The sequence below is a fragment of the Acidovorax sp. genome (assembly GCF_046339755.1).
Lineage (GTDB): Bacteria > Pseudomonadota > Gammaproteobacteria > Burkholderiales > Burkholderiaceae_C > Acidovorax.
Map to the genome: position 1 here is coordinate 1 of NZ_JBKDTZ010000157.1, position 22,616 is coordinate 22,616.

24 protein-coding genes are annotated in these 22,616 nt (G+C 68.5%); 15 read left to right on the plus strand and 9 right to left on the minus strand.

Going from position 1 to position 22,616, the window contains the following annotated elements; all coding sequences use genetic code 11:
• From ACK59X_RS13290 to ACK59X_RS13335, 10 genes are all read left to right on the plus strand, one after another.
• The coding region (locus ACK59X_RS13290; protein WP_409957795.1) for a ketose-bisphosphate aldolase at window positions 1-876 on the plus strand (876 nt) is incomplete at its 5' end.
• A gap of 190 nt (window positions 877-1,066) precedes the next feature.
• On the plus strand, window positions 1,067-2,182 hold the full coding sequence (locus ACK59X_RS13295; RefSeq protein ID WP_409957796.1) for a Re/Si-specific NAD(P)(+) transhydrogenase subunit alpha: 1,116 nt from the start codon (window positions 1,067-1,069) through the stop codon (window positions 2,180-2,182).
• The gene (locus tag ACK59X_RS13300; RefSeq protein ID WP_409957797.1) at window positions 2,179-2,889 is read left to right on the plus strand and encodes a hypothetical protein; all 711 of its coding nucleotides are present in this window, start codon (window positions 2,179-2,181) and stop codon (window positions 2,887-2,889) included. Before ACK59X_RS13295 ends, ACK59X_RS13300 begins: the two co-directional genes overlap by 4 nt.
• Window positions 2,890-2,910: 21 nt before the next feature.
• Window positions 2,911-3,456 carry a phenylacetic acid degradation protein gene (locus ACK59X_RS13305; RefSeq protein ID WP_409957798.1) on the plus strand — a complete coding sequence of 182 codons (546 nt, stop codon included), beginning with the start codon at window positions 2,911-2,913 and terminating at the stop codon, window positions 3,454-3,456.
• A 30-nt stretch (window positions 3,457-3,486) separates the two neighbouring features.
• A complete protein-coding gene (locus ACK59X_RS13310) occupies window positions 3,487-3,816 on the plus strand; it encodes an NAD(P) transhydrogenase subunit alpha (RefSeq protein ID WP_409957799.1) in 330 nt (109 codons plus the stop codon).
• On the plus strand, window positions 3,813-5,237 hold the full coding sequence (locus ACK59X_RS13315) for an NAD(P)(+) transhydrogenase (Re/Si-specific) subunit beta (protein ID WP_409957800.1): 1,425 nt from the start codon (window positions 3,813-3,815) through the stop codon (window positions 5,235-5,237). The genes ACK59X_RS13310 and ACK59X_RS13315 overlap by 4 nt, the downstream gene beginning before the upstream one ends.
• A gap of 143 nt (window positions 5,238-5,380) precedes the next feature.
• A complete protein-coding gene (locus tag ACK59X_RS13320; RefSeq protein ID WP_409957801.1) occupies window positions 5,381-7,060 on the plus strand; it encodes a long-chain-fatty-acid--CoA ligase in 1,680 nt (559 codons plus the stop codon).
• Between the two features lie 12 nt (window positions 7,061-7,072).
• The gene (locus ACK59X_RS13325) at window positions 7,073-7,999 is read left to right on the plus strand and encodes an RCC1 domain-containing protein (protein ID WP_409957802.1); all 927 of its coding nucleotides are present in this window, start codon (window positions 7,073-7,075) and stop codon (window positions 7,997-7,999) included.
• A 102-nt stretch (window positions 8,000-8,101) separates the two neighbouring features.
• Window positions 8,102-8,275 carry a hypothetical protein gene (locus tag ACK59X_RS13330; protein ID WP_409957803.1) on the plus strand — a complete coding sequence of 58 codons (174 nt, stop codon included), beginning with the start codon at window positions 8,102-8,104 and terminating at the stop codon, window positions 8,273-8,275.
• A 90-nt stretch (window positions 8,276-8,365) separates the two neighbouring features.
• The gene (locus tag ACK59X_RS13335; protein ID WP_409957804.1) at window positions 8,366-9,109 is read left to right on the plus strand and encodes a 5'-methylthioadenosine/adenosylhomocysteine nucleosidase; all 744 of its coding nucleotides are present in this window, start codon (window positions 8,366-8,368) and stop codon (window positions 9,107-9,109) included.
• Window positions 9,110-9,271: 162 nt separating this feature from the next.
• On the opposite strand, the gene corA is transcribed toward ACK59X_RS13335, so the two are convergent.
• From corA to ACK59X_RS13360, 5 genes are all read right to left on the minus strand, one after another.
• Window positions 9,272-10,258 carry a magnesium/cobalt transporter CorA gene (corA, locus tag ACK59X_RS13340; protein ID WP_409957805.1) on the minus strand — a complete coding sequence of 329 codons (987 nt, stop codon included), beginning with the start codon at window positions 10,256-10,258 and terminating at the stop codon, window positions 9,272-9,274.
• A gap of 175 nt (window positions 10,259-10,433) precedes the next feature.
• The gene (locus tag ACK59X_RS13345; protein WP_409957806.1) at window positions 10,434-11,213 is read right to left on the minus strand and encodes a uracil-DNA glycosylase family protein; all 780 of its coding nucleotides are present in this window, start codon (window positions 11,211-11,213) and stop codon (window positions 10,434-10,436) included.
• Window positions 11,214-11,226: 13 nt separating this feature from the next.
• On the minus strand, window positions 11,227-11,706 hold the full coding sequence (gene rimI / locus ACK59X_RS13350) for a ribosomal protein S18-alanine N-acetyltransferase (protein WP_409957807.1): 480 nt from the start codon (window positions 11,704-11,706) through the stop codon (window positions 11,227-11,229).
• 12 nt (window positions 11,707-11,718) lie between these two features.
• Window positions 11,719-12,435 (minus strand): tRNA (adenosine(37)-N6)-threonylcarbamoyltransferase complex dimerization subunit type 1 TsaB, encoded by a 717-nt coding sequence (gene tsaB / locus ACK59X_RS13355; RefSeq protein WP_409957808.1) that lies wholly within the window; start codon window positions 12,433-12,435, stop codon window positions 11,719-11,721.
• Window positions 12,436-12,454: 19 nt separating this feature from the next.
• Window positions 12,455-13,447 (minus strand): DMT family transporter, encoded by a 993-nt coding sequence (locus ACK59X_RS13360; RefSeq protein WP_409957809.1) that lies wholly within the window; start codon window positions 13,445-13,447, stop codon window positions 12,455-12,457.
• A 60-nt stretch (window positions 13,448-13,507) separates the two neighbouring features.
• Between ACK59X_RS13360 and dacB the strand changes: the two genes are divergently transcribed.
• The 4 genes from dacB to ACK59X_RS13380 all read left to right on the plus strand — a co-directional run bounded on the left by dacB (window position 13,508) and on the right by ACK59X_RS13380 (window position 18,437).
• The gene (gene dacB, locus ACK59X_RS13365; RefSeq protein ID WP_409957810.1) at window positions 13,508-14,962 is read left to right on the plus strand and encodes a D-alanyl-D-alanine carboxypeptidase/D-alanyl-D-alanine-endopeptidase; all 1,455 of its coding nucleotides are present in this window, start codon (window positions 13,508-13,510) and stop codon (window positions 14,960-14,962) included.
• A 147-nt stretch (window positions 14,963-15,109) separates the two neighbouring features.
• Window positions 15,110-16,414 (plus strand): lipase family protein, encoded by a 1,305-nt coding sequence (locus ACK59X_RS13370; protein WP_409957811.1) that lies wholly within the window; start codon window positions 15,110-15,112, stop codon window positions 16,412-16,414.
• A gap of 169 nt (window positions 16,415-16,583) precedes the next feature.
• Complete coding sequence (locus tag ACK59X_RS13375; protein WP_409957818.1) at window positions 16,584-17,726, plus strand: SGNH/GDSL hydrolase family protein; 1,143 nt, start codon at window positions 16,584-16,586, stop codon at window positions 17,724-17,726.
• A gap of 39 nt (window positions 17,727-17,765) precedes the next feature.
• Window positions 17,766-18,437, plus strand: coding sequence for an OmpW/AlkL family protein (locus tag ACK59X_RS13380; RefSeq protein WP_409957812.1), 672 nt, complete (start codon window positions 17,766-17,768; stop codon window positions 18,435-18,437).
• A 68-nt stretch (window positions 18,438-18,505) separates the two neighbouring features.
• Here ACK59X_RS13380 and ACK59X_RS13385 read toward each other — a convergent pair whose 3' ends face one another.
• The 4 genes from ACK59X_RS13385 to purE form a co-directional block, all read right to left on the minus strand.
• Window positions 18,506-19,462 carry an SGNH/GDSL hydrolase family protein gene (locus ACK59X_RS13385; RefSeq protein ID WP_409957813.1) on the minus strand — a complete coding sequence of 319 codons (957 nt, stop codon included), beginning with the start codon at window positions 19,460-19,462 and terminating at the stop codon, window positions 18,506-18,508.
• Between the two features lie 114 nt (window positions 19,463-19,576).
• Window positions 19,577-20,593 carry an L-threonylcarbamoyladenylate synthase gene (locus ACK59X_RS13390; RefSeq protein ID WP_409957814.1) on the minus strand — a complete coding sequence of 339 codons (1,017 nt, stop codon included), beginning with the start codon at window positions 20,591-20,593 and terminating at the stop codon, window positions 19,577-19,579.
• Window positions 20,594-20,603: 10 nt separating this feature from the next.
• Window positions 20,604-21,773, minus strand: coding sequence for a 5-(carboxyamino)imidazole ribonucleotide synthase (locus ACK59X_RS13395; protein ID WP_409957815.1), 1,170 nt, complete (start codon window positions 21,771-21,773; stop codon window positions 20,604-20,606).
• A complete protein-coding gene (gene purE, locus ACK59X_RS13400; RefSeq protein ID WP_409957816.1) occupies window positions 21,770-22,267 on the minus strand; it encodes a 5-(carboxyamino)imidazole ribonucleotide mutase in 498 nt (165 codons plus the stop codon). The genes ACK59X_RS13395 and purE overlap by 4 nt, the downstream gene beginning before the upstream one ends.
• Before the next feature lie 154 nt (window positions 22,268-22,421).
• On the opposite strand from purE, the gene ACK59X_RS13405 reads away from it, so the two are divergent.
• Window positions 22,422-22,616, plus strand: a 195-nt coding sequence (locus ACK59X_RS13405; RefSeq protein ID WP_409957817.1) for a thioredoxin family protein, incomplete at its 3' end; no start/stop codon positions are given.

Below are 22,616 nucleotides of genomic sequence, written 5' to 3' on the forward strand. Positions count from 1 at the left end.
CACCTGATCCAGGCTGCTGTTGAAGCCTACCCGCACATCCCCCTGGTGATGCACCAGGACCACGGCACCAGCCCCAAGGTCTGCCAAGGCGCTATCGACCTGGGCTTCGGCTCGGTGATGATGGACGGCTCGCTGATGGAAGACGGCAAGACCCCTGCCTCCTTCGACTACAACGTGGATGTGACGCGCAAGGTCGTGGAGATGGCGCACAAGGTCGGCGTCACGGTCGAAGGTGAACTGGGCTGCCTGGGCAACCTGGAAACCGGCGAGGCCGGCGAGGAAGACGGCATCGGCGCCGAGGGCAAGCTCGACCACAGCCAGATGCTGACCGACCCCGAGGAAGCTGCCGTGTTCGTCAAGGCCACCCAGCTCGACGCCCTGGCGATTGCCATCGGCACCAGCCATGGCGCCTACAAGTTCAGCCGCAAGCCCACGGGCGACATCCTGGCCATCAGCCGCGTCAAGGAAATCCACCAGCGCATCCCCAACACCCACCTGGTGATGCATGGCTCCTCCTCGGTGCCCGCCGAGCTGCTGGCGGTGATCAACCAGTACGGCGGCAAGATGAAGGAAACCTACGGCGTGCCCGTCGAGGAGATCCAGGAAGCCATCAAGTACGGCGTGCGCAAGATCAACATCGACACCGACATCCGCCTGGCCATGACCGGTGCGGTACGCAAGTTCCTGGCCGAGAACCCCGACAAGTTCGACGCGCGCGAATGGCTCAAGCCCGCGCGCGAGGCTGCCAAGCAGGTCTGCAAGGCGCGCTACCTCGAATTCGGCTGCGAAGGCCAGGGCAGCAAGATCAAGGGCCTGAGCCTGCAGCAGGTGGCCCAGCAGTACGCAGCCGGCACGCTGGCCCAGGTCGTGCACTGACCCGGCTCCGCCTCCGGCAAAGCCCGCCAGCCCTGTGCTCGCGGGCTTTTTTCTTGCCGAAGTGTCTCCTTTGCGATGGGGAGTTGCCTCTACATCAGGAGAAAGCGCCAGGCATCAAAGTTTCTTCATGTAAGCTCATGGTCAGCAAGTAAGTAATTCCACTGACCTTACCCCTGAGCAAGGAGACGACATGCTGATTGGTGTGCCTGCAGAGTCCATGGCCGGAGAGACCCGGGTCGCGGTGACGCCCGAGACGGTCAAGAAACTCAAGGCCCAGGGCCATACCCTGCGCATCGAGGCCGGCGCCGGCATTGCCGCCAGCGTCACCGACGCCGCCTACGAGGCCGCCGGTGCCGAGATCACCGATGCCGCGGGCGCCTGGGGCGCCGACCTGCTGCTCAAGGTGCGCTGCCCGTCCGAAGCCGAGACGCCGCGCCTGCGCGCAGGCAGCACGCTGGTCGGCATGCTCAACCCCTTCGACGCCGCCGGCCTGCAGCGCCTGGCGACGGCCGGCGTGACGGCCTATGCCCTGGAAGCCGCCCCCCGCACCACCCGTGCGCAAAGCATGGACGTGCTGTCCTCCCAGGCCAACATCGCCGGCTACAAGGCCGTGATGATCGCCGCCGACCGCTACCAGCGGTTCTTCCCCATGCTCATGACGGCCGCCGGCACCGTGAAGGCCGCGCGCGTGGTGAGCCTGGGCGTGGGCGTGGCCGGCCTGCAGGCCATCGCCACGGCCAAGCGCCTGGGCGCGGTGATCGAGGCCTCGGACGTGCGCCCCAGCGTCAAGGAACAGGTCGAGTCGCTGGGCGCCAAGTTCATCGACGTGCCCTACGAGACGCAGGAAGAAAAGGACGCCGCTGAAGGCGTGGGCGGCTATGCCCGCCCCATGCCGCAAAGCTGGCTGGACCGGCAGAAGGCCGAAGTCGCCAAGCGCGTCGCGCAGGCCGACGTGGTCATCACCACCGCCTTGATTCCCGGCCGCCCGGCCCCGGTGCTGGTGACCGAAGACATGGTAAGGTCGATGAAGGCCGGCTCGGTGATCGTCGACCTCGCTGCGCCCCAGGGCGGCAATTGCCCGCTCACCGAACCCGGCCAGACCGTGGTCAAGCACGGCGTGACGCTGGTCGGGGAGACCAACCTGCCGGCCCTGGTGGCGGCCGATGCCTCTTCGCTCTATGCACGCAACGTGCTCGACTTCCTCAAGCTCATCGTCAACAAGGAAGGTGCCCTGCACATGGACCTGCAGGACGATATCGTGGCCGCCTGCCTGATGGCCCACGAAGGCACGGTGAAGCGCGCATGAGGGCGCTCCCCCGCCTGCTGGCCGCGATGGGCGCGACGGCGGTCCTGGCTGCCTGCGCTCCCATGCCCGCCGGCCCGGCCGAATTCAGCGCCGGGCGCACGCGCGTGGTGCTGCCATCCCCCGCCTGGGAAGACCTGGGCAGCTTCAGCGAAACCCTGTCGGCGCTGCCACCGCCGGCCAGCGTGCCCCTGCAGACCCGTGCCGTGGCCTTGCGCGGAGCCCGCAACGAAGTGCTGGCCGTCATGCTGGTGCAATCCCACCAGCGCAGCGATCCGCGTGATCGCACGCTGTGGACCGCCTCCTGCCCGCAGGAGCAGGGCCTGTGGGTGCGGGACGCCGCCGCCGGCAGCCCGCTGCGCGTGGATTGCCTGCGCTTCAAGCGCTGGGCCCACACCAGCGACCGCTTCCTGGACAAGGCCCACCCCGGCCTGGTGCGCTGGATCGGCGAGCGCGGCGTGGCACTCGCACAGCCGCACTCGCACGTGAACTACCGCTATGCCACCGAGGGCGGCGCCTACATCGAGGTGGATGCCCTGGTGGACCTGCGCCTGCTGAAGCTGCCCGCCGGCAACACGCCCGACTACCTGCGCGCAGGCCTGCCGGCCGAGGACTGGAGCCAGCAGATGGCGCGTGCCGTGCGCGTGAGCGTCGGCATGCTCGATGGATTCCTGGCCGTGCCGCCATTCCCCGCCGCACTGCCGCAGTAAAAACCAAGGAAGGCACGGAACATGGGGATCATTTTGCAAATCCTGGGCCTGGTCATCACCTTCACCATGGCCATGGAGGCCCTGCGGCGCTTCGGCATCGATGTGGGCTGGCTCAATCCGCTGACCTTCTTCCACCGGCGCGCCTGGCGGAAAAAGGTCACCACGCCACCGCTCTACGCACTCGACCATCCGGTGGACGTGGTCGCCGTGCTGGCCTTGGCCACGGTGCAGACCACGGGCGCCATCACCGTGCATCAGAAGACCGGCGTGCAGGCGCTGCTGCGCGAGCACCTGGCGCTGACCGATGGCGATGCCGGCAGCCTCTGGGTGGCCAGCGCCCACCTGCTGCGCAACCGCGCGCTTGCGCTCACCGAGCTGCCCGAGGTACTCGCGCGCAGCGCCGACAAGTTCACCGATTACCACGTGCAAACGCTCAAGACCGTGATGCGATCGGCCGCTCTGATCGAGCCGCCCATCAACCCGGCCCAGCAACAGCTGATCGACGCTGTGGATGCCTATTTCGCCAAGAAGAACGCCGCCAAGGGCCCCTGGTCTGCCGGAACCTAACGCCAATTGAAGAAAGAAGGACACATTTCCATGGATGCCGTCTCTCCCACCCTCATCAACCTGATCATCTTCGTGCTGGCCATCTATGTCGGCTACCACGTGGTCTGGACGGTGACCCCCGCGCTGCACACGCCGCTGATGGCGGTGACCAACGCCATCTCTGCCATCGTCATCGTGGGCGCCATGCTGGCCGCGGCGCTCACCGAGACCACACTAGGCAAGAGCATGGGCGTGATCGCCGTGGCGCTGGCCGCGGTCAACGTGTTCGGCGGCTTCCTCGTGACGCGCCGCATGCTGGAGATGTTCAAGAAGAAGGACAAGAAGGCTGCCGCGCCCAAGGTCGAAGGAGGCCAGGCATGAGCATGAACCTCGTCACGCTGCTGTACCTGGTGGCCAGCGTCTGTTTCATCCAGGCGCTCAAGGGGCTGTCGCACCCCACGACCTCGATCCGCGGCAACATCTTCGGCATGACCGGCATGGCGATCGCCGTGTTCACCACGGCCGCGCTGATCTGGACACTCTCGGGTGGCAAGCCAGAGGGCCTGGCCTATGTGCTGGGCGCCCTGGTGGTGGGCGGCGCGGCCGGTGCCATCATGGCCAACCGGGTCGAGATGACCAAGATGCCCGAGCTCGTGGCCTTCATGCACAGCATGATCGGCCTGGCCGCAGTGTGCATCGCCGTGGCCGTGGTGGCCGAGCCCTGGGCCTTTGCCATCGTGCCCAAGGATGCGCCGATTCCCGGCGGCAACCGCATCGAGCTGGCCCTGGGCGCCTTCATCGGCGCGGTGACCTTCAGCGGTTCGGTGATCGCCTTCGGCAAGCTCTCGGGCAAGTACAAGTTCCGCCTGTTCCAGGGCGCGCCCGTGCAGTTCCCCGGCCAGCACAAGCTCAACCTGGTGCTGGGCCTGGCCGTGCTGTTCTTCTGCTTCGGATTCTGGCATTCGCAAAGCTGGATCGACATCGTGCTGGTGATCGCGCTCGGCTTCATCCTCGGCGTGCTGATCATCATCCCCATCGGCGGTGCCGACATGCCGGTGGTGGTTTCCATGCTCAACAGCTACTCGGGCTGGGCGGCCGCGGGCATCGGCTTCTCGCTCAACAACTCGATGCTGATCATCGCCGGCTCGCTGGTGGGCAGCTCGGGTGCGATCCTGAGCTACATCATGTGCAAAGCCATGAACCGCTCGTTCTTCAACGTGATCCTGGGCGGCTTCGGTGGTGACGCCACCAGCGCCGCCTCGGGCGCCAAGGAGCAGCGCCCGGTCAAGAGCGGCAGCTCGGATGACGCGGCATTCGTGCTCGGCAATGCCGAGACCGTGGTCATCGTGCCCGGCTATGGCCTGGCCGTGGCGCGCGCCCAGCACGCGGTCAAGGAGCTGGCGGCCAAGCTCACCGAGAAGGGTGTGACGGTAAAGTACGCCATCCACCCGGTGGCGGGCCGCATGCCCGGCCACATGAACGTGCTGCTGGCCGAGGCCGAGGTGCCCTACGATCAGGTGTTCGAGATGGAAGACATCAACGGCGAGTTCGGCCAGGCCGACGTGGCCATCATCCTGGGCGCCAACGACGTGGTGAACCCCGCCGCGCACACCAAGGGCAGCCCCATCTATGGCATGCCCATCCTGGAGGCCTACAAGGCCAAGACCGTGATCGTGAACAAGCGCTCCATGGCGGCAGGCTATGCCGGCCTGGACAACGAGCTGTTCTACATGGACAAGACCATGATGGTCTTCGGCGATGCCAAGAAGGTCGTCGAGGACATCGGCAAGGCCATCGAGTAGACCTTTTCCCCGCGGAGTAAGACCCTTCGGACGCTACGGCAACAGCGCTGTCGCCTAGGGGAAACTAAGCACCCACGGAGCCACCACCGGCAGAGACAATGCCGGGGTTCCATTGCAACGAGAAGTTTGGAGAGACACGCATCATGACCGACCGTCCCTGGTTGTCCGCCTATCCGCAAGGCGTTCCCGCCGATATCGATACCTCGCAGTACCCCTCCCTGGTGGCGCTGATGGACGAGGCGTTCACCAAGTACGCCAGCCGCGTGGCCTACAGCTTCATGGGCAAGGACGTGAGCTATGCCCAGACCGATTCGCTGAGCGCCGCCTTCGCCGCCTACCTGCAGGGCCTGGGCCTGGTCAAGGGCGACCGTGTGGCCATCATGATGCCCAATGTGCCGCAGTACCCCGTGGCCGTGGCCGGCATCCTGCGCGCCGGCTTCGTCGTGGTCAACGTGAACCCGCTGTACACCCCGCGCGAACTGGAGCACCAGCTCAAGGACTCGGGGGCCAAGGCCATCGTCATCATCGAGAACTTCGCCACCACGCTGCAGCAGTGCATCGCCAACACCCCCGTCAAGCACGTGGTGCTGGCGGCCATGGGCGACCAGCTGGGCCTGCTCAAGGGCACGCTGGTCAATTACGTGGTGCGCAACGTCAAGAAGATGGTGCCCGCCTACGACCTGCCTGGCGCCGTGCGCTTCAACGACGCGGTGGCCAAGGGCACGCGCGGCAGCTTCAAGAAGCCCGACATCCGCCCCGACGACATCGCCCTGCTGCAGTACACCGGCGGCACCACCGGCGTGAGCAAGGGCGCGGTGCTCCTGCATCGCAATGTGATCGCCAACGTGCTGCAGTCCGAGGCCTGGAATGCGCCCGTGATGGCCAAGGTCCCCTCGGGCGAGCAGCCCACCAGCGTCTGCGCGCTGCCGCTGTACCACATCTTCGCGTTCACCGTGAACATGATGCTGTCCATGCGCACGGGCGGCAAGACCATCCTGATCCCGAATCCGCGCGACCTGCCGGCGGTGCTCAAGGAACTGTCCAAGCACACCTTCCACAGCTTCCCGGCGGTGAACACGCTGTTCAACGGCCTGGCCAACCACCCGGACTTCAATACCGTCAACTGGAAGAACCTCAAGGTCTCGGTGGGCGGCGGCATGGCCGTGCAGGGCGCCGTGGCCAAGCTCTGGCTGGAGAAGACCGGGTGCCCCATCTGCGAAGGCTACGGCCTGTCGGAGACCAGCCCCTCGGCCAGCTGCAACCCCGTGACGGCCAAGGAGTACACCGGCACCATCGGTGTGCCGATCCCCGGCACCATGATGAAGCTGCTCGACGACGAAGGCCACGAAGTCACCACCCTGGGCCAGCCCGGCGAGATCGCCATCAAGGGCCCGCAGGTCATGGCGGGCTTCTGTAAGCGCCCCGACGAGACCGCCAAGGTCATGAGCGAGGACGGCTACTTCAAGTCTGGCGACATCGGCATCATGGATGAGCGCGGCTACTTCAAGATCGTGGACCGCAAGAAGGACATGGTGCTCGTCAGCGGCTTCAACGTCTACCCCAACGAGGTCGAGGAAGTGGTCGCCAACTGCCCTGGCGTGCTCGAATGCGCGGTGGTCGGCGTGCCCGACGAGAAGACAGGCGAGGCCGTCAAGCTGGTCATCGTGAAGAAGGACCCCGGCCTCACCGAAGCCCAGGTGAAGGAATACTGCAAGGCCAACCTCACGGGCTACAAGCAGCCACGCGTGATCGAGTTCCGCACCGAACTGCCCAAGACCCCGGTGGGCAAGATCCTGCGCCGCGAGCTGCGCGACAAGAAGTAAGACGGCGGCGCCATGCCGCTGGGCACGCTCCACGCCTGGGGCGCCAACCACCTGGGCCAGGCAGGTGCCGGCCCCGGCGAGGACCGGCTGGCCCCCTTGCCGGTGGAGGGCCTGCCGCCCGTGCAGGCGGTCTGCGCCAGCCCCGCAGGTGCCGTGCTGGCACTCGATGGCAAAGGTAGTGTCTGGAGCTGGGGCTGGAACCACCAGGGCATGCTCGGGCGCTGGGCGCAGCCGGCCGGCGCACAGCCCATCTGGCCGCCCACGTCGCTGCGCCGGCGGCGCCACCGCATGCTGGAGCCGGATCCTGCGGACCCCGCAGCCATCGTGCTGCAAGGCGCATGTCCGCCCGCCCCGTTGCCTGGCCTTCCGCCCATCGGGCAGATCGCCCTGGGCAATGACAACGGCTATGCGCTCGATGCCGAGGGCCAGCTCTGGGCCTGGGGCGCGGGCATCGGCACCGGCCACCCCTGGCCGAAGAACCAGATCGAGACGCCCGTGCACTGGGCGCCCGTGCGCGTGCCAGGACTGCCGGCCCTGCGCAGCGTGCACGTCCACCCCGAGGGGCTGGCGGCCTACGCCATCGACACCACCGGCCAGGCCTGGAGCTGGGGCAACGGCTGCGAAGGCGAACTTGGCCACGGCAAGCGGCGCAACGACCATGTACCCGGGCGCATCGCTGGCCTGCGCGCGGTGCGCTCCCTGGCGGCTGGCAGCTTCTGCGCGCTGGCCGTGCAGGAGGACGGCAGCGCCTGGGGCTGGGGCAATGCCCAGGACGGCGTGGGCTTTCTGCCGCCCACCAAGCGCACGCTGAGGGTGCTGGAGCCCGTGCCTGTGCAGGACATGGGCGCTGCCGTACGCCAGGCCTGGATGGGCGGTTACCTGGCCCTCTACCGCACAGTGGATGGTTCCATGCATGGCGCCGGGGTCGGGCTGCTGTAGCTGCTGGCGCGCCATGCGCAGGGCGCCGATGGCGCGGTACACCGACTGCCGGAGCTCGACCGCTTCGCGCACTTCTTCCTGGGTGACCGGCATGGCTTTGCCGTGGATGCCCAGGGCCTTGCCCATGGCTTCGGCCGGGTGGAGTGCGGTGCGCTGGGCAACGGCGAACGGGACGAAGACCTGCTGCGCCAGGCAGTGCCCCTGTCTCTGCCGGGCACGGTGCTGGCCATGGCAGCCGCAGGCCACAGTTCCTTCGCCGTCTGCATGCCTGGATAATTGCCGCCTGTCCCGGTGCACGCAGGCCCCGGGGCTCCGCCAGAGCGTTGCGAAGAAGAAAAGAAAAGCCCGTCCGACCGTTCCCTTGCCATGACCACAGCCATCCTCAGTGCCTTGCCCGAAGAGCAGGCCAGCCTCATCGCCCGGCTCGAGCGCGCCCAGCGCCTTACCCATGCGGGCCGCTCATTCTGGAAGGGCGAGTTGTGCGGCCGGCCCGTGCTGCTGGCGCTCTCGGGCATCGGCAAGGTGGCGGCCGCGACCACGGCCACTGCGCTGGTCGAGCACTTCGGGGTGGCGCGCATCGTCTTCACCGGCGTGGCCGGCGGGCTGGCCGAGGGCGTGAACGTGGGGGACGTGGTGGTCGCCCAGGCATTCCTGCAGCACGACATGGACGCATCGCCCCTGTTCCCGCGCTGGGAGGTGCCCGGCTATGCGCGCACGCGCTTCGACTGCGACGCGCGCCTGGCCACCCTGCTGCAGGACGCGGCCGGCAACTGCCTGTCCGGTGCCGGCCGCCTGCCCGAACTGGGCGACGGCGCCCACCGCGTGCACCACGGCCTAGTGGCCAGCGGCGACCGCTTCGTATCGAGCGCGCCGGAGGCCCAGCAGCTGAGCCAGGCCCTTCAGGAGGCCGGCCACCCCGTGCTCGCCGTCGAAATGGAAGGCGCCGCCGTGGCCCAGGTCTGCCTGGACTACAGCATCCCCTTCGCCGCCATCCGCACGATCTCCGACCGTGCCGACGACACCGCCCACGCCGACTTCGCCCACTTCGTCCAGACCGTCGCCAGCCGCTACGCCGAGCACATGGTCCAGGCCCTGATGCGGACGCTGTGAGCGGATAGCATCAGGCCCTGGCTCGCTTGAACCCCGCCGCATCGCACGAAGGCGCGCAGCGCCCGAAGTGCAAATACCAGCGCCACCGTGGATCCGGCTTTGCCGGTCCAGGGGTGGCGTTCCCCCTCAGGGGGGAAGGCGCGCAGCGCCACAGGGGGGAGCCTATTTCAACCAGCCCCGCTTGCGGAAATACCACATCGGCCCGAGCGCGCTCGCCACCATGAGTGCGATGCCATAGGCGTAACCGTAGGTCCACTTGAGCTCGGGCATGAACTCGAAGTTCATGCCGTACACGCTGGCGATCAGCGTGGGCGGCAGCAGCGCCACGCTGGCCACCGAGAAGATCTTGATGATCTTGTTCTGGTTGATGTTGATGAAACCGACCGTGGCGTCCATCAGGAAGTTGATCTTGTCGAACAGGAAGGCCGTGTGGTTGTCCAGCGATTCGATGTCGCGCAGGATCTGGCGCGCCTCCTCGAACTGCTCGGCGTTGAGCAGCTTGCTGCGCATCATGAAGCTCACCGCGCGGCGCGTGTCCATCACGTTGCGGCGGATGCGGCCGTTCAAGTCTTCCTGGCGTGCGATGGCGGCCAGCACCTCGCCTGCGCGGGTGTCGGTCACGTCGCCGGCCAGCACCTGCTTGCTCACGGCTTCGAGTTCGTCGTAGATGTTCTCCAGCGTGTCGGCCGAGTACTCGGCGTCCGCATCGAACAGCTTGAGCAGCACTTCCTTGGCGTCCTCGATGAGGCCGGGCGCGAGGCGCGCCCGCATGCGCAGCAGCCGGAAGTCGGGTACGTCCTCGTCGTGGATGGAGAACAGCACGCCCCGGCTCTTGAGGTTGGCGTTGTGCTGGTTCAGGCTGAAGGCCACGCGCACCGAGCGCGGGTTCTCATCGTCGTCGATCAAGAAGTCGCTGCGGATGTGCAGCTCGCCATTGTCTTCCTCGTAGAAGCGGGCGGATTCCTCGATGTCCTCGTCCATCGCATCCTCGGGGCTGGACAGGCCGTCGTGCTGCTTGATCCAGCGTTTCTCTTCGAGCGTGGGGGCTTCCAGGTCCACCCAGATCGGCTGGAACTTGGCGAGCTCTTCCAGGGACTCGATCTCTTCCTGGAACAGCCGGCCATTGGCGAGCGTAAAGATGTTGAGCATGGGCTCACTCCCTTTGTATTTGGCGTCTGCGGTAGGGGGTCAGGGGTTGCTTTCAACCCCACGGCAGGCCGGGGAGCTGAAAGCTACCAACTCGGGTAGGTTTCCAAGGAGCTTTCTCCGTAATAAAAATGCAAGTGGCGGAGTATCGCACCGGCCGGCCTGCGTGCCCCGGGGTTCAGGGGGCAGTTGCCGCCCGGACGATGGCCAGTGCCCGGCAGAGGTCGGCCCAGGCGGCGGCCTTGTTGTCCTGCGAACGCAGCAGGAACGCAGGATCGTAGGTGACCACGGCCGGGCAGCCCGCCAGGGTGTGGGGCCCTGCGCGCAGGCGGCCCAGGGGCTCGGTGCTGGCCAGGGCGGCGCGGGCGGCCACGTGGCCCAGCACCAGCACCAGGGCCGGCTGCAGCGTGGCAACGGCCTGGGCCAGTTGTCCGGCCACATCGGCACCATTGCCATCCCCGCCGCCGGGTGCCGCGCGCTCCAGCGCCGCCAGGAACACGCGGGGGTGGCGGTGCAGCTGCATGGCGCGCAGCATGTTGTCCAGCAGCTTGCCGCTGTCGCCTGCCAGCGGGTCGGCGGGCGTGGGGATCTCGGCCACGATGAGCCAGCCGCTGCCCAGTCCTGCCGGGGTGCGTGCCGGGTCCGCCGTGGGGTACAGCGCCTGGGGCGCATGCAGGGACAGCCCGGTCGCCGCTGCCGCCACCGGTGCAGAAGGCGCCGTGGACGCTGGGGCGGCGGCGGGCACGGCTGGGCGCTGTGGTGCCGCGGGCATGGGGGCTGGCGGCGGCGCTGGCACGGGGCTGGTCGCCGGGGGCGAGTCCTGCGCGGCCTCGCGCAGGGGCGCGGCGCCGGCGAGGGCGGCTGCGGGCGGGGCCGCAACGGCTGCGCCAGGGGCCCACACGGTCACCCCCATCTCCTGCAGCATGGCGCGCTGGCGCGCATCGAGTGAAAGGCTCATAGGATGGATGGGCTCACAGGGGCAGGCTCATGACCATCGCGTCCTCGCGCTGGCCATGGTCGGCGGGGTAGTAGCGCTTGCGCTCGCCCACGCGGTGAAAGCCATGGGTTGCGTAGATGTGCTGGGCGCGCAGATTGCTGATCCGCACCTCCAGCCACAGCCACTGGGCGCCCTTGCCGCGCGACCACAGCGCCAGCGCATCCAGCAGCACCCGGGCCCAGCCCTGGCGCTGGTACTCCGGCGTGACGGTGAGGTTCAGCAGATGCACCTCGTCCACCCCCATCATGGCCACGAAGTAGCCCAGGAGGCGGTCGCCGCCCATCAGCAACTGGCACTCGTAGCGCGACGCCATGGCATCGATGAAATTGCCCCGCGTCCAGGGGTGGGTGTAGGCGCGCTGCTCCACCTCGAGCACGGCATCGAGATGGGCCAGCGTGAGGGCTTCCAGGCGCACCTCGGGGGCGTCGGCAGAGGGAGTGGGGACGGCGCTCATGGCGGCTTCGGTTCAAGAGGGGTTGGACGCCGCCTGGGCGGCGCGCAAGGCCTCCCGCTCGGCGGTGGTTTTCGCCACTTTATCGCGGATGTAGCGTGGCAGGGCATCGCTCGCAGCCATGGCGCCGCCCGCGGCCAGCAGGGCCGGGGCCAGGCGCAGCAGCGCTGCGGCGGTGGGCAGGGCCGGTACATGCGGTGCCTGGGGGGCCAGGCGTTCGCCGTAGGGCGTGCGCGCGTTGCCAGCCACGCTCCACCCCGCGGGTACCTCCACGGTCTCGGGGGCACCCAGTCCGAAGTCGGCATCGGCCTGCCAGCGATGCTCGGCGGGCAACCATTCGCAGCGGGCACTGTAGACCTCGTCCATGCGTGCGTCGAGCACCGCCACCACCTGCGTGCAGCCGTGGCGCTGGCGTGCCTCCTCGGCCACCGCCAGCAAGGTGTCCACGGGCAGCACCGGTACGCCCGCACCGCCGCGCGCGCCGAACGCCAGGCCCTGGGCCACGGCACAGGCCGTGCGCAGGCCCGTGAAGGAGCCCGGTCCGCGGCCGAAGACGATGGCGTCCAGCGCCGCGAACGACAGGCCGGCCTCGGCCAGCAGGCGGTTGATGGTCGGAATCAGCACGGCCGAGGCCTGCGCACCGCCGGGGCCGGTGTGCTCGCGCACCAGGTCCCCGTGCTGCACGGCGATGGACAGGATGTCGGTGCTGGTATCGAAGGCAAGCAGGTTCATGGGAGGGGCAGGCAGCACATCAGGCCGCAGATTTTCCGGAAGCGGTGGGCAAGGAGGCTGGCGCGGGGCTCTTGCGCAGCACGCCCATCAGGATACCTGTGGTCACGAGCGCCAGGCCCGCGCCCAGGTTCCAGTGCAACGGTTCGCCCAGGAACAGCACCGCGCCGATGGCCGACAGCCCGGGCACCAGCGCCGTGATCATGGTGCTGCGCACGGGGCCGTAGTGCTGGATCATGCGCGTGAAGGCGATGCCCGAGATGACCACCGAGCCCCCGCCCTGGAATACCAGATGGAACAGGATTTCGCTCCAGGGTGCCTCACGCAGGTGGCTGGTGACCGTGCCCAGCGCCACCAGCGCGCCCCAGACGGGCACATACAGCAGCAGCGCGAAGGCGGTGATGGCGATGGTGGCCTGCACCGCGTCCACCGCGAGGCGCCGCGCCTGCACGCTGTAGGTGGCCCAGCACGCGGCCGCCAGCATGAACAGCAGGTCGCCCTTCCACACCTCTCCCCCGGCAAAGCCCGACAGCAGGCTGCGCCCACCCACCAACAGGTCGCCGGCCACGATGAGCGCCAGGCCCAGCGCGCGCAGGGGCGTGATGCGCTCGTGCAGCACCACCATGGCCAGCAGGGCCGTCCACAGCGGCAGGCTGCCGGGCATGAGCACGGCGGCGTGCGTCGCCGGGGCGTGGAAGAAGCCTGTGTAGGCCAGCACGGCGTACAGCACGCCGCCGAAGACACCCAGCAAGGCGGTGGTGGACAGGGGCAGCGGCGAGATGCCGCCCAGGCTGGAAGCGGGGGCGCTGGCGCCCATTTGCGCCCGCCGGCGGCGCACCTGCCACCAGCCCCAGGGCACCAGCACCAGGCTGGCGCCGGCGATGCGCAGCAGCGAGATGTCCAGCGGCGCAAGGCTGCGCTGTGCCGAGGCACGGGCGATCACGATGAAGCTGGTCCAGATGGTGACGGTCACCAGGGCCGCGAGCAGGCCCATGGCGCGGGGGGAAAGGCGCATGGGGGCATTATCGGTGCGCCGGGGAGGCCGTGCCGGTGGCGGGCGATAGACTCCCCGTCCATGTTCTCCATGCCTTCGCTGTCCCGTCTGTCCCTGACCTCCCTGGCGCCCCTGGCCGTGCTGCTGTGGGCCACGGCGCTGCCCGCTGCCCGGGCGCAGGCCCCATCGCAGCTCCCGCCCGAAGTGGAGGCTGCCCTCTCCCGCGCCCGCCTGCCGCGCGAGGCGCTTTCGGTGCTGGTGGCCGATGCCCAGGCCGGCCCACGCCAGGCGCCACGCCTGGCGCACCGCACCCAGGTGCCGATGAACCCGGCGTCGGTGATGAAGCTGGTGACCACCTACGCCGCGCTCGACCAGCTCGGGCCGGCTTACACCTGGAACACGCCCGTCTACGTGCAGGGCACGGTACAGGACGGCAGCCTGCGCGGCAATGTCTACATCCAGGGCCAGGGCGATCCCAAGCTGGTGATGGAGCGCCTGTGGCTGTTGCTGCGCCGCCTGCAGGCCCAGGGCATCCAGGTCATCGTGGGCGACATCGTGCTCGACCGCACCGCCTTCGACGTTCCTGAGCAGGACCCTGGCAGCTTCGACAACGAGCCCCTGCGGCCTTACAACGCCGCGCCCGATGCCCTGCTGGTGAACTACAAGTCGCAGGTGATGACCTTTGTGCCGGACGCGGCGGCAGGCCTGGCGCGCATCCAGTACGACCCCCCGATGGCCGGTGTGCAACGCCAGGCTTCCGTGGCGCTGGCCGCCCCCGGGGCGGACTGCGGCGACTGGCGCGGAGCCCTGCGCGCAGAACTCTCCGATCCGGCGCGCATCGCCTTCCAGGGCGTGTTTCCGGCCAGTTGCGGCGAGCGCGTCTGGCCGATTGCCCCGGCGGACCCGCGCGGCTTTGCAGCGCGTGCTGTGGAAGGGATGTGGCGCGAGGTGGGCGGCAAGCTCACCGGCAGTGTGCGCGATGGCAAAGTGCCGGCCGGGCTCAAACCCGCTTTCGTGGCCACCTCGCCGGCGCTGGCCGAGGTGGTGCGCGACGTCAACAAGTACAGCAACAACGTCATGGCCCAGCAGGTGTTCCTCACGCTGGCCCTGGGTAACAAGGGGGCTGCTGCCAGCTTCGACGGCGCGCGCGAAGCGCTGCGCCGCTGGTGGCAGCTGCGCTTTGGAGACGCCGACCAGCCGGTGGCCGACAACGGTGCCGGCCTGTCCCGCGATGCGCGCATCACGGCCCAGGGCCTCGCGCGCATGCTGCAGTCCGCCTGGGCCTCGCCGGTGATGCCCGAACTGGTGTCCTCCCTGCCCATCGCCGGGGTGGACGGCACCTTGCGCCGCAGCCAGGCCCGCGGGGCGGCCCACCTCAAGAGCGGCAGCCTGCGCGATGTGATGGCCGTTGCCGGCTACGTGCATGGCGCCAGCGGCCGGCGCTACGTGCTGGTGGCCATGGTCAACCATGCCAACGCCGGGGCCGCCCGCCCGGTGCTCGATGCGCTGACCGATTGGGCGGCGCGCGACCAGTAGGCGGCGGCTCGGGCGGAATGGGCGACCCTGTGTCCCCCAGGCGTCCGCAGGCCCTCGTATTCCCTAATGGCGGCTCTGGCGCTGGTGCGCGCAGGATGCGGCGTTGCCATTGAATGACAGAAACTGCACAGAGAGAGGATTGCGCCCATGAAGTACTTTCGCCTGACCTGTATCGCCGCGGTAGCGGCCCTGCTCGCCGCTTGCGGGGGCTCCGACGAGAACGGACGCGGGGACCTGATGGAGCCGCCCACCGTCCTGACCACGCTCACCGCCGCCCAGATCGATGCGGGCACCACGTCCAGCGGCCTCAGGGCCATTGCCGGCAAGGCCAGGTGCGACGTCAAGGTGGTGGCGCTCAACTACTACACGGCTGGCGTCAAGGCCGGCGAACTTACCAACGCCTCGGGCGTGATGCTGGTGCCTGCGGGCAGTTGCAGCACCGAGAGGACCGCCCTGCTGGCCTACGCCAAGGGCACCGATGTGCAAAAGCCCCGCACCCTGGCCAACCCGCAGGACAGCGAGACCTTCCTGCTGGCCGCGATGTATGCCGCGCCGGGCTATGCCGTGGTGGCCACCGACTACCTCGGGTTCGCCAAGTCCGGCTACAGCTACCACCCCTACCTGCATGCCGATTCGGAAGCCACCTCGGTGATCGATTCGGTGCGCGCCGCGCGCAAGGCATCCGCCTCGGTGGGGGGCAACCTGTCGGGCCGCATCCTGTTCACCGGGTACTCGCAGGGCGGCCATGCCTCCATGGCTGCGCACCGTTCCGCCGAGCGCGACTACGGAAACGAGTTCGACGTGGCGGCCGGCGCCCACCTGGCAGGGCCCTACAACCTCTCGGGCTCGCTGCGCATTCCCGATGCGATTGCGGGCGTGCAGTTCTTTGTGCCCTACCTCGTGACGGCCTGGCAGAAGGTCTACGGCAATATCTACAGCGACGTGAAGCTGGCCTTCAAGGCGCCCTACTCGAACTACATCGAGACCCTGCTGCCCAACCCGACGATGAACTACACCACGCTGGTGACCTCGGGCGCCCTGCCGTCCGGCACACCCAACCAGGCGCGCGATGCGGTGTTCCAGCCCGCATTCATCGCCAGCAGCCAGACGAACCCGAACGACCCGCTTTACCTCGCTGCCCAGAAGAACGACATCCTGGGCTGGACCCCCAAGTCGCGCGTGCTGCTGTGCGGCGGTTCGGGCGATCCCACGGTGCCGCCCGCCGTGCACCAACGGGTGATGGCCGCCGATTTCGCCGCCCGCGGCGTGACCAACGTGATCTCGGTGGACGTGGACAGTGCCATCCAGGCCACCTTTGGTCCCGGTGGCACAGCGCCCACCGATCCGGCCTCTGCGGCCTTCGCCACCTACTACGGCGCCTACCACGGCACCTATGAACCCCCGTTCTGCCATGCCCAGGCACGCGCTGCCTTCGACGTCATCGTGAAGTAGGCGCACCGGTTCTGCCCGCATCCAAAGCCGACCTTCGGGTCGGCTTTTTTCATGGTGCCCGGCTTGGTAGTTTCCCGGGCGGTCAACCGGAGGGGGCGGGGGTACGATGGTAGTTGCAAAAAAGCACGGTCGTGCTTTTTGTAATCGTCTTATCTGGAGAACTTCCTTGATCCCACAACAATGCAAGACAGCCCTCTCGGTGCTGGCAGCAGCCTGCCTGCTGGCGGCCTGCGGTGGCGGCGGCTCGGACACCGCGCCTGCGGCACCGGTGACCTCGGTGAAAGTGGCGGGCGACAGCCTGGCCGACAGCGGCACCTTCGGCTTCAAGGCCACGGTGCAGGGTACGGCAGCCACGGGGGCCGGCTCCACCCCGATCTGGCCCGAGCGCGTGGCCACCAGCTATGGCCAGACACTGTGCGCGCACTACCTGTTCAACGGCACGGCGTTCGTCGCCAACAACAGCTGCTCGAACTACGCCGTGAGCGGCGGCCGCATCAACAACTTCACCGCGCCGACGTCCCCGGTCTCCATCACCCAGCAGCTCAAGGACCTGGGGAACGCCGGCTACAGCGCGGCAGACCTGGTGCTGGTCGATGGCGGCGGCAACGACGCGGCCGACTTGGTGGGCGCTTACTTGCGCGCCTCTGCAGACAACGGGCAGGCCTATGCGGCCATGCTCACCAGCGTGCTGCCCGCAGCCACCGTCAACACGGCCCTGGCCGGCGGTGCCGCGGGCCTGGCGCAGATCGGCGGCGCCTACATGCAGGCGCTGGCCCAGCAGTTCGCCGCGACCGTCCGGGCCAACACGGTGGCCAAGGGGGCACCGCGCGTGGCTGTGCTGAACGCGCCGGGCATCACCCGCACGCCCCGCTTCCAGATGGTGCTGGGCTCCATCGCTGCCCAGCGCGGTGCCGACGCCGCGAAACAGGCCGAAGCCCTGTTCGACGGCTGGGTCCAGGCCTTCAATGCGCAGTTGGCCACCAGCCTGGCCGGCGACGCCAAGATCGTGGTGGTGGACTTCTACACCTCGTTCAAGGACCAGTCGACCAACCCCGGCCAGTACCAGCTCACCAATGCCACCACGCCCGCCTGCCCGGCCACGGGCATGGGCAGCGATGGCCTGCCGACCTACAGCTTTCCGACCTGCACCGCGGCCGCGCTGTCTGCCATGGCACCCCCGGCCGGAGCCACTGGAGGAGCGGACTGGTGGAAGAGCTACGGATTTTCCGACAGCTTCCAGCCCACGCCCTACGGCCACCAGCTGATCGGGCAACTGGTCTCGCGCTCGCTGTCGCGCGCTGGATGGCTCTAGGCCGCCACCGTGATCTCCGCATTTTCCAAGGAGTTTTCCATGCACCACTTTTCCCGGCTGGGCCTGGCAACGGCAGCCCTGCTGCTTGGCGCTGGCGCCTCGGCACAGGTCGCCGGCACCTTCAGCGTGCGCGCTGGCTTCACCCACATCGCCCCGCAGGTCAAGAGCGGCAACCTCAGTGCCCCGAGCTTCCCGGGCACCACGGTTGACGTGGGCAATGCCACCTCGCTGTCGGGCGGTGTGAACTACATGGTGACCAACCACTGGGCCATCGACGTGCCCCTGGCGCTGCCCTTCAAGCACGACATCGAGGGCGACGGCGCCATCGCCGGCGTGGGCAAGCTCGGCGAGACCAAGGTCCTGCCGGTCACCGTGTTCGCGCAGTACCGCTTTGCCGAGCCCGACGCGAAATTCCGCCCCTATGTGGGGCTGGGCCTGACCTACAGCCGCTTCTTCAAGACCCGCACCACGGCCACCCTGAGCGGCCTGACCGGCGGCACCCCGTCGCGCCCCACCACGGCCTCGGTGGACAACAAGTGGGGGCTGACGCCCCAGATCGGCTTTGTCTGGAGCATCAACGAGCGCTGGTCGCTGGACGCCGCCTACTACAAAAGCTTCCTCAAGACCACGACGCACCTGTCGTCGGGCCAGTCGATCACCACGCGGCTGAACCCCGACGTGGTCGCCATCGGGGTGGGCTACCGATTCTGAGGGCGCGTCCGGGATGCAAAAAGCCGACCTTCGGGTCGGCTTTTTTTCGTGGGCTGCAGCCGCAGGGCTTACCAGCGCGCGCGCAGGCGGTCGTAGGCGTAGTTGCCGAACTGGCGCTGCGCGTTGGGCGTCAGGTACACGCTGTCGGCGAACACGTAGGAGTCCTGGTTGGCACCCGTCAGCAGGGTCGAGGGCGTGCACAGGGCCGAATTGACCTGGCCGGCGCCAATGCCGATGCCGTTGGTGGTGTCCAGCGAGGTGCACACGGGCGTGGTGGCGTTGTTGAAGCCGTAGTTGGCGGGGGTGCCGACATACAGGTTCACGTAGTAGGCCGAGTCCACGTAGAGCACGTTGGCGCCCAGGTCGACGATGCTCACCAGCAGGCCTTCGTTGAAGCGGCTGCTGGCGTCGCTCAGCAGGGCCTCGCGGTTGATGGCCTTGGCCCAGGGCGTCTTGCCCAGGTCGTAGGTACCGGTGACGACGACGTTCTTGGCGCCTGCTGCGACCAGGCGGCGCACCTGGGTGGCCAGGTCCTGGCCGGCCTTGCGTGCAGCAGCCACCATGTCGGTGGTGCTTTGCGTGCCGGCCGTCACGGCGGCCATGCCGGCGATCACGTCGCTCGGTCCGCCGTTGATCACGATCAGGTCATTGGCGGCCAGGCCGCCGGCCGCCAGGAAGGCGTCGATCTGCTCGGTCACCGTGGGCGTGGCCGCCACACCGGCGGCATCGGGCTTGATCGCCACGCGTGCATTGCCCACGGCATAGCTGCGGCCGCCGGCCGTGGACGATGCGGCCAGGGTCTTGCCGTAGCGCGATGCGATCTGCAGCGTCCAGTTGTTCACGCTGCCATCGTTGACCGAGTAGCGCGTGCCCTTTTGGCCGACGTCGCTGTAGGCGTCACCGAAAGCCACCAGGCGTTCGGGGTTGAAAGCCGACTCCGTCGTGCTCGAACCGCAGGCCGCAAGCAATGCGGCCGACGCGCATGCGGCCACCAGTACGGTGCGGCGCATCCAAGTTGCTGCCATGTATTTCTCCAGAAAATGGGGTGTTAGTTTAACGACGCCGTGTCAAGGCGTGTAAAGGCTTGTCACGGAGCGACTTTGGACAGAGTGCGGCGCCCGGCGCGGGTTCCCTTGGCGTCACGCGGCGGCGGCCCGCTGCAACCGGTCGCGCACACCTTCCCACTCGGGGCTCGAGGGGGGGGTCTCGATCCAGATCAGCTTGACCCCTTCGTCGTCGAAGCTGCGCAGCACGGCAAACAGCTGCTGTGCGGTCGCGGCCGCATCATCGGGCATGCGGCGCATGACCAGGCGTGACGAGCGGGTGCGCAGCGCCGTGCGCGCATAGACCGCCATGTGGGCCGCATCGGCGCCCAGCAGGTCCAGTCCGGTCTGCAGCGCCTTGGCATCCATCAGCCGCACCTTGGCGTTGGGGGCGTAATGGGCCTCCAGCGTGCCCGAGGCGCGGGGCGTGTGCGCGGGCAGATCTTCCCTGGACAGCGGCTGCATGCCGCAGGCCTGTGCGATCTGCGCGCGCGTGATCGCGCCGGGCCGCAGCAGCACCGGCTGGCCGCGCGTGCAGTCCACGATGGTCGACTCGATCCCCACGCCGCACGGCCCGCCATCGAGCACCAGCAGGTCCTCGCCCAGCTCGTCGGCGACATGCCGGGCGGTGGTGGGGCTCACACGGCCGAAGCGGTTGGCGCTGGGGGCGGCCACGCCCCACACGGGTGGGCCGCCGAGTTCACTGCCATCGCCCGGGGCTGCGCAGGCGAGCAGCAGGGCATGGGCCACGGGGTGGGCGGGGCAACGCAGGCCCACGCTGCCCTGGCCGCCGGTGGCCGCAGTGGCCACGCCGGCCAGGCGCGGCAGGATGATGGTCAGCGGGCCGGGCCAGAACGCGTCGACGAGCGCCTTGGCGAAAGCCGGGATCTCGCGGGCGAAATGGGCGATGCCTGTGGCGTCGGCCACGTGCACGATCAGCGGATGGTCGCTGGGCCGGCCCTTGGCGGCAAAGATCCGGGCCACGGCGGCATCGCTGCTGGCATCGGCTGCCAGGCCATACACCGTCTCGGTGGGCAGGCCCAGCAGGGCGCCGCTGCGCACCGCGCGGGCGGCGGCGGCAATGGATTCGGACTGGGTGCCGTCAAGGATCATGGGGGCTGGCTCAGAAAGGCGCAATGCCCAGCAAGGCGGCAGCCTTGAGGGCGGTGGCGCGCGCCGCGTCGGCGCTGTCGGCGGTGATGTTCAGGTGCCCCATCTTGCGCCCGCGCTTGGCGTCGCGCTTGCCGTACAGGTGCAGGTGGGTGCCAGGCAGGGCCAACACCTCGGCCCAGGGCGGGGTCTGTGCGCTGCCGTCGGCGGCAAACCACAGGTCGCCCAGCAGATTGAGCATGACCGCGGGGCTGTGCTGGCGCGGCTGCGTGAGCGGCAGGCCGGCCATGGTGCGCACCTGCAGCTCGAATTGCGAGACATCGCAGGCATTCTGGCTGTAGTGGCCGCTGTTGTGTGGGCGTGGGGCGATCTCGTTGACCACCAGGCTGCCATCCTGCAGCACGAAGAACTCGACGCACAGCACGCCCACGTAGGACAGGCCCACGGCGATGGAGATGGCGCCGGCAATGGCCTGGCGCGCAAGCGCATCGGGCAGGTTGCCGGCGTGCACCTCGGTCACGGCCAGGATGCCTTCGCGGTGCAGGTTGCGCTGCACGGGCAGGTGCACACAGGCGCCGTCGGCACCGCGCGCCACGATCACCGAGCATTCCAGCGCCAGCGGCAGCATCTTTTCGAGCACGCAGGCCACCTGGCCTACGGAATCCCAGGCGGCTGCGAGTTCGGCGGCGGTCTTCACGCGCACCTGGCCTTTGCCGTCGTAGCCCATGCGCGCGGTCTTGAGGATGCCGGGCAGCAGGTCGGCGGGTACAGCGGCCAGTTGCTCGGCCGTCTCGATCACCGCATAGGGCGCGCAGGCCACGCCGCAGCGCATGAAATGGGCCTTCTCCTGCGCGCGGTCCTGCGCCACCGCCACGGCGCCCGCAGCAGGCGAGACCGGGCGCAGCGCGCCCAGCGCCGCCAGGGCGGTGGCGGGCACGTTCTCGAACTCGGTGGTCACGGCATCGGCCACACGCGCCAGCTCGGCCAGGCCGGCGGCGTCCTCGTAGCCGGTCTCTATGTGGTGGTGGCTCACCAGGCCGGCGGGGCTGGTGGGGTCGGCGTCGAGCACGGCCGTGAAGTAACCCATGGCCTGGGCCGTGTGCACGAACATGCGGCCCAGCTGGCCGCCACCGAGCACGCCCAGCGTCGCCCCAGGAAGAAGAGGTGCGGACAACGTGGTCATGCGGCGGGGGAGGGCAGGGCCATGTTGCGCGCCACCTCGGTCTGCTCGGCGCGGAAGGCTTCCAGGCGCTGGCGCAGCCCGGGGCTCTCGCTGGCCAGCAGCGCCACCGCGAACAGGGCCGCGTTGGCGGCACCCGCCGTGCCGATGGCGAAGGTCGCCACCGGGATGCCCTTGGGCATCTGCACGATGCTGTGCAGCGAATCCACGCCCTGCAGGTGGCGGCTGGCCACGGGCACACCCAGCACCGGCACCGTGGTCTTGGCGGCGATCATGCCGGGCAGGTGGGCCGCGCCGCCGGCACCGGCGATGATGGCCTTCAGGCCCCGGCCCGCGGCGGCCTCGGCATAGGCGAACATGTCGTCGGGCATTCGGTGCGCCGACACCACGCGCGCCTCGTGGGAGATGCCGAATTGCTCAAGAATCTGCACTGCATGCTGCATGGTCTCCCAGTCGCTGCTGGAGCCCATGACCACGCCGATCTGAATGGGTTTCATGGTGTGTGTGGGGGCGCCCCGGCGGACTGGGGTCCGCTGCGGCGCTGTAGGTGGAACCCCCGATTTTACGATTTGCGATGGCCCCCCTGCCACGGGGTTGTTTCAATGCGCCAAAATAGCGCCAACTTGCTTCACCGGCCCTGGGCCTCCGACCATGATTGATGTCACCGTAGAAAATTTTGAAGCCGAGGTGATTGCCGCCTCGATGGAAGTGCCCGTGCTGGTGGATTTCTGGGCGCCCTGGTGTGGTCCCTGCCGGATGGTTGCCCCGATCGTGGATGAGATCGCCAAGGAATTCGAGGGGAAGATCAAGGTCTACAAGCTGAACACGGATGAAAATCCCGGCGTG

Coding starts and splice junctions, on each gene's coding strand:
- ACK59X_RS13295 (WP_409957796.1), top strand. CDS start 1,067: ATGCTGATTGGTGTGCCTGCAGAGTCCATGGCCGGAGAGACCCGGGTC.
- ACK59X_RS13300 (WP_409957797.1), top strand. CDS start 2,179: ATGAGGGCGCTCCCCCGCCTGCTGGCCGCGATGGGCGCGACGGCGGTC.
- ACK59X_RS13305 (WP_409957798.1), top strand. CDS start 2,911: ATGGGGATCATTTTGCAAATCCTGGGCCTGGTCATCACCTTCACCATG.
- ACK59X_RS13310 (WP_409957799.1), top strand. CDS start 3,487: ATGGATGCCGTCTCTCCCACCCTCATCAACCTGATCATCTTCGTGCTG.
- ACK59X_RS13315 (WP_409957800.1), top strand. CDS start 3,813: ATGAGCATGAACCTCGTCACGCTGCTGTACCTGGTGGCCAGCGTCTGT.
- ACK59X_RS13320 (WP_409957801.1), top strand. CDS start 5,381: ATGACCGACCGTCCCTGGTTGTCCGCCTATCCGCAAGGCGTTCCCGCC.
- ACK59X_RS13325 (WP_409957802.1), top strand. CDS start 7,073: ATGCCGCTGGGCACGCTCCACGCCTGGGGCGCCAACCACCTGGGCCAG.
- ACK59X_RS13335 (WP_409957804.1), top strand. CDS start 8,366: ATGACCACAGCCATCCTCAGTGCCTTGCCCGAAGAGCAGGCCAGCCTC.
- corA (WP_409957805.1), bottom strand. CDS start 10,258: ATGCTCAACATCTTTACGCTCGCCAATGGCCGGCTGTTCCAGGAAGAG.
- ACK59X_RS13345 (WP_409957806.1), bottom strand. CDS start 11,213: ATGAGCCTTTCACTCGATGCGCGCCAGCGCGCCATGCTGCAGGAGATG.
- rimI (WP_409957807.1), bottom strand. CDS start 11,706: ATGAGCGCCGTCCCCACTCCCTCTGCCGACGCCCCCGAGGTGCGCCTG.
- tsaB (WP_409957808.1), bottom strand. CDS start 12,435: ATGAACCTGCTTGCCTTCGATACCAGCACCGACATCCTGTCCATCGCC.
- ACK59X_RS13360 (WP_409957809.1), bottom strand. CDS start 13,447: ATGCGCCTTTCCCCCCGCGCCATGGGCCTGCTCGCGGCCCTGGTGACC.
- dacB (WP_409957810.1), top strand. CDS start 13,508: ATGTTCTCCATGCCTTCGCTGTCCCGTCTGTCCCTGACCTCCCTGGCG.
- ACK59X_RS13370 (WP_409957811.1), top strand. CDS start 15,110: ATGAAGTACTTTCGCCTGACCTGTATCGCCGCGGTAGCGGCCCTGCTC.
- ACK59X_RS13380 (WP_409957812.1), top strand. CDS start 17,766: ATGCACCACTTTTCCCGGCTGGGCCTGGCAACGGCAGCCCTGCTGCTT.
- ACK59X_RS13385 (WP_409957813.1), bottom strand. CDS start 19,462: ATGGCAGCAACTTGGATGCGCCGCACCGTACTGGTGGCCGCATGCGCG.
- ACK59X_RS13390 (WP_409957814.1), bottom strand. CDS start 20,593: ATGATCCTTGACGGCACCCAGTCCGAATCCATTGCCGCCGCCGCCCGC.
- ACK59X_RS13395 (WP_409957815.1), bottom strand. CDS start 21,773: ATGACCACGTTGTCCGCACCTCTTCTTCCTGGGGCGACGCTGGGCGTG.
- purE (WP_409957816.1), bottom strand. CDS start 22,267: ATGAAACCCATTCAGATCGGCGTGGTCATGGGCTCCAGCAGCGACTGG.